The 11901-nt window shown below is 68.6% G+C and carries 15 protein-coding genes and 1 pseudogene; 8 read left to right on the top strand and 8 right to left on the bottom strand.

Going from position 1 to position 11901, the window contains the following annotated elements; genetic code table 11:
- From IT780_RS08100 to IT780_RS08080, 5 genes and pseudogenes are all read right to left on the bottom strand, one after another.
- Window positions 1-307, bottom strand: a pseudogene (locus IT780_RS08100) (glycoside hydrolase family 26 protein); the annotation flags it as partial.
- Between the two features lie 206 nt (window positions 308-513).
- The gene (locus IT780_RS08095) at window positions 514-1236 is read right to left on the bottom strand and encodes a hypothetical protein (RefSeq protein WP_233412297.1); all 723 of its coding nucleotides are present in this window, start codon (window positions 1234-1236) and stop codon (window positions 514-516) included.
- Window positions 1237-1259: 23 nt separating this feature from the next.
- Window positions 1260-2033 (bottom strand): hypothetical protein, encoded by a 774-nt coding sequence (locus IT780_RS08090; protein WP_199510754.1) that lies wholly within the window; start codon window positions 2031-2033, stop codon window positions 1260-1262.
- 319 nt (window positions 2034-2352) lie between these two features.
- Window positions 2353-2553: a DUF397 domain-containing protein gene (locus tag IT780_RS08085; protein WP_199510753.1), complete on the bottom strand. Its 201-nt coding sequence runs from the start codon at window positions 2551-2553 to the stop codon at window positions 2353-2355.
- A 17-nt stretch (window positions 2554-2570) separates the two neighbouring features.
- The gene (locus IT780_RS08080) at window positions 2571-3428 is read right to left on the bottom strand and encodes a helix-turn-helix domain-containing protein (RefSeq protein WP_199510831.1); all 858 of its coding nucleotides are present in this window, start codon (window positions 3426-3428) and stop codon (window positions 2571-2573) included.
- A gap of 664 nt (window positions 3429-4092) precedes the next feature.
- Here IT780_RS08080 and IT780_RS41685 point away from each other — a divergent pair.
- Together IT780_RS41685 and IT780_RS08070 are read left to right on the top strand one after the other, a co-directional pair.
- Window positions 4093-4236 (top strand): hypothetical protein, encoded by a 144-nt coding sequence (locus IT780_RS41685; RefSeq protein ID WP_233412296.1) that lies wholly within the window; start codon window positions 4093-4095, stop codon window positions 4234-4236.
- Between the two features lie 173 nt (window positions 4237-4409).
- Complete coding sequence (locus IT780_RS08070) at window positions 4410-4784, top strand: hypothetical protein (protein ID WP_199510751.1); 375 nt, start codon at window positions 4410-4412, stop codon at window positions 4782-4784.
- A gap of 37 nt (window positions 4785-4821) precedes the next feature.
- Here IT780_RS08070 and IT780_RS08065 read toward each other — a convergent pair whose 3' ends face one another.
- The gene (locus IT780_RS08065) at window positions 4822-5088 is read right to left on the bottom strand and encodes a hypothetical protein (RefSeq protein WP_199510750.1); all 267 of its coding nucleotides are present in this window, start codon (window positions 5086-5088) and stop codon (window positions 4822-4824) included.
- A 93-nt stretch (window positions 5089-5181) separates the two neighbouring features.
- Here IT780_RS08065 and IT780_RS08060 point away from each other — a divergent pair, with 93 nt between their 5' ends.
- Window positions 5182-5550, top strand: a complete 369-nt coding sequence (locus IT780_RS08060) for a hypothetical protein (RefSeq protein ID WP_199510749.1) — start codon at window positions 5182-5184, stop codon at window positions 5548-5550.
- A gap of 69 nt (window positions 5551-5619) precedes the next feature.
- Here the strand turns inward: IT780_RS08060 and IT780_RS08055 are convergent, their stop codons facing one another.
- Window positions 5620-6030 carry a MarR family winged helix-turn-helix transcriptional regulator gene (locus tag IT780_RS08055; protein ID WP_199510748.1) on the bottom strand — a complete coding sequence of 137 codons (411 nt, stop codon included), beginning with the start codon at window positions 6028-6030 and terminating at the stop codon, window positions 5620-5622.
- 81 nt (window positions 6031-6111) lie between these two features.
- Here IT780_RS08055 and IT780_RS08050 point away from each other — a divergent pair, with 81 nt between their 5' ends.
- The 5 genes from IT780_RS08050 to IT780_RS08030 all read left to right on the top strand — a co-directional run bounded on the left by IT780_RS08050 (window position 6112) and on the right by IT780_RS08030 (window position 10872).
- Window positions 6112-7038 carry a quinone oxidoreductase family protein gene (locus IT780_RS08050; protein WP_199510747.1) on the top strand — a complete coding sequence of 309 codons (927 nt, stop codon included), beginning with the start codon at window positions 6112-6114 and terminating at the stop codon, window positions 7036-7038.
- Window positions 7039-7177: 139 nt separating this feature from the next.
- Complete coding sequence (locus IT780_RS08045; RefSeq protein ID WP_199510746.1) at window positions 7178-8278, top strand: RICIN domain-containing protein; 1101 nt, start codon at window positions 7178-7180, stop codon at window positions 8276-8278.
- Between the two features lie 1086 nt (window positions 8279-9364).
- Window positions 9365-10024 carry a hypothetical protein gene (locus tag IT780_RS08040; protein ID WP_199510745.1) on the top strand — a complete coding sequence of 220 codons (660 nt, stop codon included), beginning with the start codon at window positions 9365-9367 and terminating at the stop codon, window positions 10022-10024.
- A gap of 81 nt (window positions 10025-10105) precedes the next feature.
- Window positions 10106-10549: a hypothetical protein gene (locus IT780_RS08035; protein WP_199510744.1), complete on the top strand. Its 444-nt coding sequence runs from the start codon at window positions 10106-10108 to the stop codon at window positions 10547-10549.
- Window positions 10546-10872, top strand: a complete 327-nt coding sequence (locus IT780_RS08030) for a transcriptional regulator (RefSeq protein ID WP_199510743.1) — start codon at window positions 10546-10548, stop codon at window positions 10870-10872. The genes IT780_RS08035 and IT780_RS08030 overlap by 4 nt, the downstream gene beginning before the upstream one ends.
- Here the strand turns inward: IT780_RS08030 and IT780_RS08025 are convergent.
- A complete protein-coding gene (locus IT780_RS08025) occupies window positions 10830-11828 on the bottom strand; it encodes an aldo/keto reductase (RefSeq protein ID WP_233412295.1) in 999 nt (332 codons plus the stop codon). The genes IT780_RS08030 and IT780_RS08025 overlap by 43 nt on opposite strands.
- Between the last annotated feature and the right edge of the window lie 73 nt (window positions 11829-11901).

Genomic DNA, 11901 nt, shown 5'->3' with positions numbered 1-11901 from the left:
TCGCCATCTCAGACTTGGTCGGGAACGGCTCATCACCCTTGTGATACGTGTGGAAAATGCTCGCCGTACGACCGCTGAGCTTCTCCCAATCCTTCAGCGCAGCGTCACGCGGCGCGCTCGTGAAACCGCCGGCGGCGGCACCCCACAGCACGCCACACGAGGGCACCAGGCGGGCGTCGGTGACGCACCCGGTGGGAGCGGCAGCCGGCGCAGCCTGCGCGGCGGTCGCGCCGGTGAGGGCGGCGCCCGCACCGGCGAGCAGAGCGGTCAGCGACAGGACGGTCTTCGTGATGGCCGAGCGACGCAAGATCTGATCTCCCCCGAGTCTGTCCAGCCGTTGTCGGCCGGGCATACGAAGAAGATTCGCGGAGGCGCAGTGCACGTCCGGTGCCCGCTCGGGTGCTACAGGGTTGCCCTCAAATCCGCCCTAGACCGGTGCGCCTGGAATCGGCCACGAGAGGGCTCACTTGAGAAGTGTTGTGACTCCTGTGGCGGATCAGTCGACCCGCTTGGTCAGTACTCGGGTTCAGGAGCCGGTGCAGGCATGACCCAGTCGGTCATGTCGTAGACAACCGAGCCGTAGTCGTCGGCGGCGGTGATCCGCTTCTGGTGCTGCAGTTCATCGTCGCGGACCAGGGAAGGCAACTCCACCGGAAAGGATCCGCCCTGCCCTGGCCAGATGGTTCCGTCGGCCTGGGTCAAGGGAAGATCGATGCCAGTGACCGCACCGGTCCGAGTGTCGCTGATGTAAAGCCGGTGACGGCCAGGCCCGGTCAGCAGGTAGCCGCTGAGCGTGAAGATGTGTTCGAACCACAAGGCCCCGCCGCCGTAGAGCATCTGCCGAAGCATCGAGAAGTAGTTGACGTCGTACTCGGTCGCTCGACGATCCGACGAGAGCCCCAACCTTCCGGCGGCGACGACGACGTTGCCATGACTGTCGCGCCCCCCCGTCACCGCAGCGAGATCGGCAGGGGCGAGCGTACGAATCCAGTCGACTGCCGCGTGGACGTCAAGCTCGCTGCCGTCATCCCCGATGAGCTGGAACTCGACGGCCACCCTGACCGGCGCCGACGCACCGGCCAACAACACAACCCGAGTCCGGTTGGCGCCGGCGCGGACCACTCCCGCGAAGCGCACGGCGTCAGCGGGTTGCGGGCCGCAGGGCGCCACCACTAGCGGGGCCAGAACCCCCACCAGCTGTTCATGCAGATGGTTTTCGCGCTCCACAGTCGCCACATCCTCGGTCTCGTGTGGTGGGCTTACCTTCTCAGCTTGTTGACGAACTCCGGGCACTTGGTCTTGCCCTTGCAGTACGCGGTGATCACCCCGATGTACCCGCCGTCCGGGGTTTTCCATTTGTTGTCGTCGGTCCGCGTCGCCTGCTGAGAGACGATGAAGATTTTCTCAGCGATGTTTCCGTTGGAGGGGTCAGCGACGTAGATGGTGTACTCGAGCCTGGCACCGGCAGCATCCGTCGGCTTCGTGGCCATGAGGTGCTCGAATACGACGCGGTTGCGCAGGTTGTGCTTGGAAGCGAAGTGGTGATACCCGAGCGCCGAGTTCCCGTACCGAATGAACACCTTGTTGCGCTTCAGGTCCGAGTACGAGTACAAGACGCTCCACCACGGGAGACCGGAACCGCCGCCGCCACCACCGGGAATCACGGCACGCTGAGGGCCCGATCCGTCCTCGGAGGCGACGGCGCCGGCCTGGTCCGCAACGGACTTCTGTGTTGTGTCGATCAGCTCGCCCGCGGTGTTCTGAACGACTTGCGGAACCGGCGAAGTGGGCACCTCAGACAAGTCCGAGGGAGCTTCCGTCCCGTGCACCTTGAGATAGGTGCTCCGGTATTCCTCCTCGGTCATGAACGTCATCACCGGAGGTTCCTGGCCAACGGCAGCACCCGAGTCCGCGGTGTCCTCGGCCGCCGAGGCAGTTGCACTCAGTGACAGGGCCCCGAGAAAAATCGCGGCCGCCGCGACCGCTGATACCCGACGCAGCATCAAACCGGGCCGGTGGGTAGTCGCTCGCATCAATTGTTCCTCCCCGTTGCGCCCATCCGGGCCGCAAGATCATCAACCACCTCGCGCGGCCCGGTCAAGCTCATGTGACCAGCTCACGCCCGCGCCGGGCGGCTGGACACCGGGTTCAAGGTCAGCGACACGACGGCCTAGCGGCGCTGCCACACCGTGGCTCGCGCCGTCTCAGTCGAGGTCTGCCCAGGGCTCGTGCCGCGTCTTCGCGACGCCGCGAAGGTCGAATCGAAGGGGGCCGCGCACCCCGCCCAGGACGGGAGCCGCTGGGCATCGAGCTCGCCGCTCTTGGCAGCTTCGATGAAACTCGGTGAAAGCCTCACGCCTCGAGGTCGAACTGCCCGCTTCTTGCGCCCTCGATGAAAGCCATCCACTCATGGCGAGCGATCAGCAGCGTTGCGCCAGCCCGATTCTTGGTGTCCCGAACTGCCACCACGTCCGACAGGAACGCAACCTCGACACAGCTGCCGTTCGCGCCGCTGCGGCTGCTCTTGAACCACTTAGCGTCAGCGAGATCCATCGCTCCACGCCCTTCCTTCATGCGACCTCGGCCGCCTGGTTGATCAGCGCCAGTGTGTCCTTCGGACTGAGCGCCTGCGCAGCAAGACGCTGGAAGCCTGCCCGGTACCGCTGGACGTCCGCGTCTGCCTCAAGGAACAGGCCACCGCCTGCATTCTCCGTGTAGATCAGCGGCGGATCAGGGTCGGGGAACTCCATCACGATGAACGAGCCTGGCATTCCGACGTGGGCGCCGGCGCTGAATGGGATCACCTGCACCGTGACGGCCGGCCAGTGGGCGGCGGCGATCAGGTGCTCCAACTGCTCCCGCATGACGGTGGGACCGCCGACCTGCCTGCGGATGACGGACTCATCGAGGATGGTCCACAGCGACAGAGTCTTGGCCTGGGTGAGGACCTGTTGTCGCCGCTTCCGGACTTCGACGCGCCGCTCGATGTCTTCTTCAGCTTCCTCCGGCATCAAGCCTTGGATGACTGCACGCGCATAGGCCTCGGTCTGGAGCAGGCCCGGCATCATGTCGCCCTCGTAGTCCGAGAGCCGCGACGCCTCCGCCTCGAAGCTGATGAAGGTCTGATAGCTCTGCGGAAGGTTGTCCTCGAAGAGCTGGAGCCAGCTCAACTGCTGCGACTGCCGGAGAAGGTCGAACAGCTCGGTACGCTTCGCCGCGTCCGTGACCTTGTAGAGGTCGAGCAGCAGGATCAACGTCCGCTTCTGCGGACGAGTCAGCGCCTTCTCGATGCGGAACAGCGCACCGGTGGACAGGCCCGTGGTCTCAGCCACCTGGTCGCGAGTGAGTCCGGCCGCCGTGCGCAGCCCCAGCAGTTCAGCGGCAAGCCTGCGCCGTCGAACAGTTGGTGGTTGCCGGCGTGCTGGCATTTCGTCCATCCCTCTCGCTCCGTCCGTCGAGTCTGCCGGTCTGGGGAGGCGCGTATCCGCCGGGGTGACACTAGAGCTACTAGCCAAAGTATCAATGGTACTTATATCGTTCGCTCCAGTGCTGGGCGCGCTACAGCACGTGATCTTGGACCGTTTGGCAGGGGCGCCAGCCGCCCCCAGGGCCGAGGACTGCCCATGCGAGGGAGTAGCGATGGAGCATCAACGCAGGCGGCGATGGGTCGTCTTGAGAGCAAGCCGCTGCGTCTGTGGGCTGCGCTGGCCCTGCCCCGACCGATACCTCTGGCCACCCGAAACCCCGATCCCGGACGGCTCCCCCACCCCGAGCCCCACCTGGAACGGCCCCACCACCCAGCTGTACCAACCAGGCCGAGCCGGCACTCTCACCCCAGCCCAGGCTTCGCGGGCCGCTCAAAGGCCCCACCTTTGATGCCTGCCCACCCACCGGTCCACCAGCGATGCCGGATCGAGGCCGACGCGGCCGTTTCCCCGGCCCGGCCCGATCGGTGACGTCCGCGTGAGCGTTCACGAGCCCGTACGTCCGAAGTGGTTCTGCGATGTCTGCGGGTTTCCGTGGCCGTGCCCGACCGCCCGGGCTGAGCTTTCGCGGGATTTTGATCGGTTTCCTACGTCGTTCGCCGCCTACATGGCGCAGTTCTACGCCCTGGCGTTCGCGGACGGCGCGGCCCAGCTGGACGGCGCCCCGGCTGATCTCTGGGACCGTTTCATGGGCTGGCTCCCCCGCCCACCGGTCGGCGCCGACGGTGTCCGTCGGGACTCGAGCCGCTGAGGCCGGCGAGCGGGAGGCGCAGCGCTCGCCAGGTTCGAGCACCCCGCGAGAATGCTCAGCTCAGCTGCTTCTTCTCGACGTAGTACGCGTACGCGAAGCTGCCGTTGGCCTGGCCCTTGACCTCGGCGGCGAAGCCGCGCCGAGCCGTGGCGTGCGTGCGATAGGAAGGACGCATGCTCGACCAGGAGTCGACGACCAAACGATCTCCGCGGTACGGCACCGCCTTCTTCACGTCCTTCCTCTGGCACGTGACAGCGTTCGCCGCCGCCTGGATGAACACGCTCGTCGACCGGGAGGACACCTCTTGCGACGACGCCGGCGGCTTCTGTTTCACCGCCAAGGACGGCGCGGACCTTCTCCTCGCGGTGAGCGCGGCTTTCCTGTTCTTCTCGATGATGTTGTCGCTGGTGATCGCTGCGGGGTTCCTGCGCCGCGTCCGGTCTGCGGTGCTCGCCGGCACTCTGGCCGCCCTGAGCAGCACCGCCGTCTTGGCGATGGGTGCCGTCGCGCTCCTCGCGCTCCAGTCCTGCCCGGACAGTGTCGGGTGACCGAGGAGGTCGGCGAGGGCGCGGGGTTCGCGCTTGATCAGTCGCTGCCGCGCGCGAGGCGACGCACACTGCGATAGCTGAGTATTCCTCCACCGACCGACATCACCAGCCCGATCACCATCGCCGGGATCTGGCCCTTGAACCCGGTGGGATCCGTCATCAGCCCGACGACCAGGAGCATGGTGACCACGGCGAGCAGCAGCGTGGTGGGTACGACCAGGACAAGGAACAGGATGGTGGCCGCGCGCCCGGCCCGGGTGGGCTGAGGCTTGCCGGAGCGGGGTACGTACTTGACGGTTATCACGGCGCGCAGCATAGATGATCATCATCGTCGCAATGAACCATGCGTGCGCGGACGACGCAGTGAGCTCCCGGGCAGTGCGCGTACCCTCCCGTGATGGCTTCCAAGACCCTGCTGGCCCGCGGCGGACTCACGTACGTCGATCGCCGCGCCTTCAGTCGCGGCGAGTCCCGGCGGGCCGTCAAGAGGCTGCGCTGGCCGTCGGTGCGCCTCTGGGCCGAGGGCAGCACGTTGACGTTTTCGTCGCCGGCCGGCTCGGACGTGCTGCACCACGCAGAGGTGACCGCGTTGCCACATGGGCCGGTCGTGGGCAGGCACTGGGCCCTCGCCCTCGCGGTGTCCTTCAGCACCGAAGAACGGGAGCAGGTTCTGCTTTTCTGGACTCCTCGCGCGCGAACAGTCCTTCGGGAACTGGCACAGCTCGGGTGGGACGCCGACCCCCGCGCGGACGACTTCGTCGCATAGCCGGACGCCGGGACGTGAGAGTCCCCCGCCGACGGGTCAGGCCCGGGCCCAGGGTACCGGGCAGGGCGGCTATTGCGGGGTGAGGACGAGCTCGAGCAACCGCGCGAGCTCAGCCTGCTGCTTCGGATCCAGCCGCCCGGTGGCGGGCTCAAGGGCGACCCGCCCCTCGGCTTCCAGGCGTTCGAAGAGTTCCATGCCGGCCGGGGTCATGGAGACCTCGACCACGCGGCGGTCGTCGGGGTTCTTGCCTCGGGCCAGCAGGCCGCGGCGTTCGGCGCGGTCGATCAGGCCGGAGAGCGTGGATTTGTCCAGGCCGAGGTAGGCGGCCAGGTCCGTCACGCGGACGCGGCGGTCGCGGAGGATGCCGAGGACCCGGAGTTGGGTGAGGGACAGGTCGTGCTTCGCGCTGAGGCGGGTGAGCACGCCCATCACCTCGAAGGCGCTGCGGACCAGGCCGTCGATGAGGGCGTCGGACGTCATGGGGAGATCGTACTTGACATAGTTGGTAATCCCAATCATCCTTCAGGTAGTTGGTAATCCAAACTACCTGTGGAGGTCGCCATGCACGCCGCTGTTCTCACCTCGTTCGATGCCCCGCCGGTCTACGGGGAGCAGCCCGAGCCCGTCGCGGAGGGTCGCGGGGAGATGGTTGTCGAGGTTCTGGCCGCCGCGCTGCACCTGCTCACGCGGGCGAAGGCGACCGGCGCGCACTATTCGAGTACGTCCGCGTTGCCGCTGGTGCCGGGCGTGGACGGGGTCGTGCGGGATGAGGCGGGGAAGCTTCGGTACGCCGTACTGGACGACACGGCGCTGGGTACGTTCGCCGACCGTACGGTCATCGACCCGCGCCGCAGCGTGGTCTTGCCGGACGGCGTCGATCCGGTGCAGATCGCCGCCGCGATGAATCCCGCGATGTCGTCCTGGGTGGCGCTGCGCCGGCGCATCGAGTTCTCGGCGGGGCAGCGCGTCCTGGTTCTCGGGGCGACCGGGAATGCCGGGCGGATGGCGGTGCAGATCGCCAAGCAGTTCGGGGCGGCGCAGGTGATCGCGGCCGGGCGGGACGCCGGGCGGCTGGCCGCGCTGCCCGCGCTGGGGGCGGACGAGACCATCACGTTCGATCAGGCCGAGCGGGCGGCGGATGTCGATGTCGTGCTCGACTACGTGTGGGGTGAGCCCTCGGCGCGGATGATGGTGCCGCTGCTCACCGCGCGTGCCGATCGGGGCGCGCCGCTGACCTGGGTTCAGATCGGGTCCGTCGCCGGTCCGACCGCTCCGGTGCCGTCCGTGGCGTTGCGGTCGTCGCGGTTGCAGATCGTCGGGAGTGGGATCGGGTCGGTGCCGGCGCGGGAGTTCGTGGAGGAGCTTCCGATGCTGGCCGAGGCGGTGGCGGAGGGGACGCTGGAGGTGCGGGCCCGGGCCGTGCCGCTGTCGCGGGTGGCGGAGGCGTGGGGCGCGCAGAGCGACGACCGCGTCGTGTTCGTGCCATAGAAGGGCCCGCGCCGTAGAAGCGCCCGCGGCGGAGAAAGGGCACATGTGCGGCGCGGACATTGACCGGCGGAATATCGACAGTCTTGACTGGCGGGTGACCCCGACAACGTTGTCACCCGCCAGCCGAGAGGATGCGCCCATGCGTCGAGCCCTGACCACCGCCCTGGCACTCCTGATTGCCGCCGCCTCCGTCGTCAGCCCGGGCGGGCCCGCGCAGGCCGCCGAGTCGAACGGCGGCGTACGGATCATGCCGCTCGGCGCGTCCATCACCGACGGCTTCAATGTTCCCGGCGGTTATCGGATCAAGTTGTGGGAGTTGCTGACGAACGCCGGCTACCGGATCGACTTCGTCGGGTCGGGCTCGAACGGGCCGGCCAGCCTCGGCGACCACGATCATGAGGGGCACAGCGGCTGGCGGATCGACCAGATCGACGCGAACATCGAGGGCTGGCTGCGGTCGTACGCTCCGCGGTCGATCCTGGTGCACCTGGGCACCAACGACGTGAACCAGAATTATGATCTTCCGAATGCCGGCGCCCGGATGGGCGCGCTGATCGACAAGATCCGGGCGAACGCGCCCACAGTGGAGCTGTTCATCTCGACGCTGATCCCGGAGTCGGACCCGACGCTGAACGCGCGGATCGACGAGTTCAACGCGCAGCTGCCCGGAATCGTCGCCCAGAAGGGCCCGCTCACCCACCTGATCGACATGCACGCGGTGGTCGGCACCGCCGACCTTGCCGACGGTACGCATCCCACGGCCGCCGGGTACGACAAGATGGGCGCCCGCTGGTACGACGCCCTGCGCGCGACCCCGTCGAGCCTGAACGCGACCGTACTGCCCCCGGTCGGCGCAGCGGTGATGGTGGCGAACCCGCAGTCCGGCAAGTGCCTCGACGTGCCCGGTACGGCCACCGCCGACGGTACGCAGCTGCACATCTACGACTGCCTCGGCAGCACGATCCAGAAGTGGACCCGTACGGCGGCCGGCGAGCTGCGCGTCTACGGCGACCGGTGCCTGGACGTCGACCACAGTGGAACCGCCGACGGCACGAAGGTGCAGATCTGGACGTGCAACGGCACGGCGGCGCAGCGCTTCACGTTCAACGGCGACGGCACGATCGTGGGGGCGGCGTCGGGCAAGTGCGTGGACGTGACCGGAGGCGCCAGCGCGAACGGCACGCTGGTGCAGCTGTACACCTGCAACAACACGGGCGCGCAGAGGTGGTCTGTGCGCTGATCTCCGCGGCGGCCACAGTGGAGGAGGGGGTGCCGGCGGCGCCCCTCCTCCACCGGTCAGGTCGCCCCGATCCGGCTTCCGCGGGGACGGTTCACGGTTTTGTTGTGGCGATGGCCCCTTTTCCGTTGTGATCATTCACTGTCGTCACAGAGGCGTCAGCGAGACAATTATCAGGTGCCTCAGCTTCAGTTGTTCTCGGCGGCAGAATTGGCCCTGATGCGCGACCGGACCGCGTCGCGGAACTATTCTCCTGCGCGGGAGGAATTTCGTCGGGAGCACGCCCGTCGTCGGGCGTTGGGCTTGGCACAAAGGCACGCCACGAAGCTGCGTCGCTTGCACGGCGGCCGAGGCACAGACCGACCCGCCGGCGCGCAGTGCCGACCGCACCCGATGACGCAGCTCAGGTCAGAGGCGTTAAAGGCAGGGTGGGCGACGGCATGCGCTCGGCGGGGAGCGGAGTCGGACATTGCGCAGGAGGTGGCGGCACCAAAGGTCCCCACAGCTCAGGAGGTTGCGGCGCCGGAGGTCACCACAGCCCAAGTGGTGGAAGTCGGTTTCGGCTGCGTTGAGAAAGGCGCCACGCGGCAGGTGAGAGCGCAATCGCGAGCACACATTCCGGCACGTCCGCCCTCAAGAATGAGAACGTTTTCGCATGCCGCTGTTTCGACCGCGAGACCTAGTTCCGTCACGACACCGGCGAAGGTGGCAGATAACGCGGGTCAACGACCGCCGCCATTCCGGGCGATGCCACTGACGCTCGGCGTCAGCGCTGCGCGTCGCGGCCGCGGCGCACCGGTTGCGCCTCGATGGCACCGTGGGCCGCATGCACCGCCGATCAGGGTGAGCGGAAAGTCGAGCACCTACCACCCCGGCCGGCGGCGAACCGAAGGCGCGGCTGGGTCCAGCACCACGCCGGCGCCCTGGAACGAAGTCGCGGTCGGTGGTCCCCGTGCGAGAACCCGCCCCTCGCGGCGAAGGGCCGAAAAAATCCGGCGATCTCTGAAATTGGATGCTTGCGGCAGGCGTGTACCAATCGTGTCGGCGCTCTGGACCGGCGCATCTGACCCCTCGAGAGGAAGCACGCACATGTCGAAGCTGAAGTGGGCCGCTGGCGCGGCCGTGCTCGCCTGCACCAGTGCCGCCATGGCGTACGCCGCCACCGGAACGGCCGGCGCCGCGACGACCGGCAGTGGGACCGGCACCGCCGCCGCCCCCGCCGCGCACAGCAAGGTGGCGACCCAGAACAAGGCCGCAGTCAAGGCCAAGGCGGCCAAGGCGGCCAAGCGCCCGCCGGTGCTGTCCGGCAAGCGGCAGGTCACGATCGTGCGGGCGCAGGCCTTCGAGTCCGCTGTCTCGATGGTGAGCGGCGAGTTGACCGAGGTCGACGACGACAGTGGCCGTCAGCTGTTCGTGCCCACCCCGGTGAGCCGGACCGAGTACATCATCAAGGCGTACGGCAAGGCCACGAACGACCCGGCCAGCCTGGAGCCGTCGTGCTGGCAGGTCAGCCGGCCGGGCGGCTCCGACCCGCTGCGGGTCGAGGCGGCCGCGTGTGACAAGAGCAATGCGCGGCAGCGGTTCCACATCACCGCGCAGGCCGACAAGACGTACGCGATCGACAGCGGTTCGGCGTACCTGCAGTACTCGCCGACCCGGGGGCTGATCCTGGAGGAGCTGGGCGACGCGCCGCTGCTCAGCACGTTCCGGCTCGTGGACAACGGTCCCGCGCCGCGCGGCAACCGCTGAGGGGGGACGGTACGGCCGGAGGGGGCGGGCCTCCGGCCGTACCGTTGACTTTCCGTCTTGGAATGTGATTGCCTTTCCGTCATGGAAAGTAGTGCTGCCGAGCAGCTCGCCGCCATCGCCGACGCCCGTGCCGCGGTTGCCGACCGGCTCGTCACCCCGTGGTGGTACCACCCCGTTCTCGGGCTGCTGGTCGGCGCGTACGTCGTCGCCTTCGGCATCGGCGACAGCGCCGCCCGGCTCGCCGCCGGGGTGTGCTTCGCCGGCGGATGCGTCCTGCTGGTGAAGGCGTACAAGCGGCAGACCGGCGTGTGGGTGTCCGGTCTCGACGCCGGCCGCGCCAGCCGGTGGGCGATCGCGATGGGCGCCATGCTCGGGGTCATCGCCCTCGCCGCCGTGGCGATCGGCCGCTACAGCGACCTGCGGTGGCCGGTGTGGGCGCTCGCGATCGCCGGTTTCGCCGGCACCGTCCTGCTGGGGCGCCAGTTCGACAGGGCGCTGCGCGCGCAACTGCGGGTCGCCGCATGAGCGAACCGTTCGACGAGGTCATCCACGCCCCCAACCGGCTGCGGATCTGCGCCTTCCTGGACGCGTCGACCAGCACCGAGTTCGCCGTGCTGCGTGAGCTGCTCGGCGTCGCCGACTCGGTGGTCAGCAAACACCTGAAAGTGCTGCAGGACGCCGGCTACGTCAGCATGACGAAACCCACCGGCCGGGGCCGGGTGAAGACCTGGGTCAGCCTCACCGCCGAAGGCAAGCAGGCGTACGCCCGGCATGTGAGCGCGTTGCGCGCGCTGTTCGACACGCCTCAGTTGCCGACCCCGAGCGACGACATGAAGGCGGCCGGGTAGCGGTCGCCGCGGGCCGCGCCGGCCGGCACGGCCTCGCCGATCTCCGCGAGATCGTCGGCCGTGAGCGTCACGTCCAGCGCCGGGAGGGCTTCCGCCAGGCGATTCCGGGTACGGGCACCGACCAGCGGGACGATGAACGGCTCCTGCGCGGCGACCCACGCGATCGCCAGCTGAGCCACTGTGCAGCCCTTCGCCTCGGCGACCCGCCGCAGCCCCTCCACCAGCGCGAGATTGTGCTCGACGTTGCCGTCGGCGAAGCGGGGGCTGAAGGCACGGAAGTCACCCGGGGCGGCCTGCCGGTCGGCGGACCAGTGCCCGGAGATGAGGCCACGGCCGAGCACCCCGTACGCGGTCATCCCGATGCCCAGTTCCCGCAGCGTCGGCAGCACCTCGGCCTCCACCGCGCGGGACAGCAGCGAGTACTCGATCTGCAGGTCGGCGATCGGGTGCACGGCGTGGGCCCGGCGGATCGTCGCCGCGTCGACCTCCGACAGGCCGATGTGCCGGACGTACCCGGCGTCGACCATCTCCTTGATCGCGCCGACCGTCTCCTCGATCGGCACGGCCGGGTCGAGCCGCGCGGGCCGGTAGATGTCGACGTGGTCGAGGCCGAGCCGGGTCAGCGAGTACGCGAGGAAGTTCCGCACCGCCTCGGGACGGCCGTCCATGCCACCGGAGAGGGAGCCCGGCCCGCGCAGCATCCCGAACTTCACGCTCACCTGGTAACTGTCGCGGTCCCGGCCGTGCAGCGCCTCGGCGAGCAGCATCTCGTTGTGGCCCATGCCGTAGAAGTCACCGGTGTCGATCAGCGTGACGCCGGCGTCCAGCGCGGCGTGCACGGTGGCGATGCTCTCCGCGCGGTCGGTCTCGCCGTACGCGCCGGACATGCCCATCGCGCCGAGGCCCAGCGCGGAGACGGCCGGACCGGTCTTGCCCAAGGTTCGTGTCTGCATCATGTCCCCACCGTGCGCCTCGGCCGGGCGCGGCGGGAGCGGAGCGCTGATCGTGGGAGCGCCACTCCCTGGATCG

The sequence above is a fragment of the Nucisporomicrobium flavum genome, assembly GCF_016464385.1.
GTDB classification, from domain to species: domain Bacteria; phylum Actinomycetota; class Actinomycetes; order Mycobacteriales; family Micromonosporaceae; genus Actinoplanes; species Actinoplanes flavus_A.
Note: the sequence above shows the minus strand (reverse complement) of the source record. Positions and strands in the feature narration are given on the sequence as shown.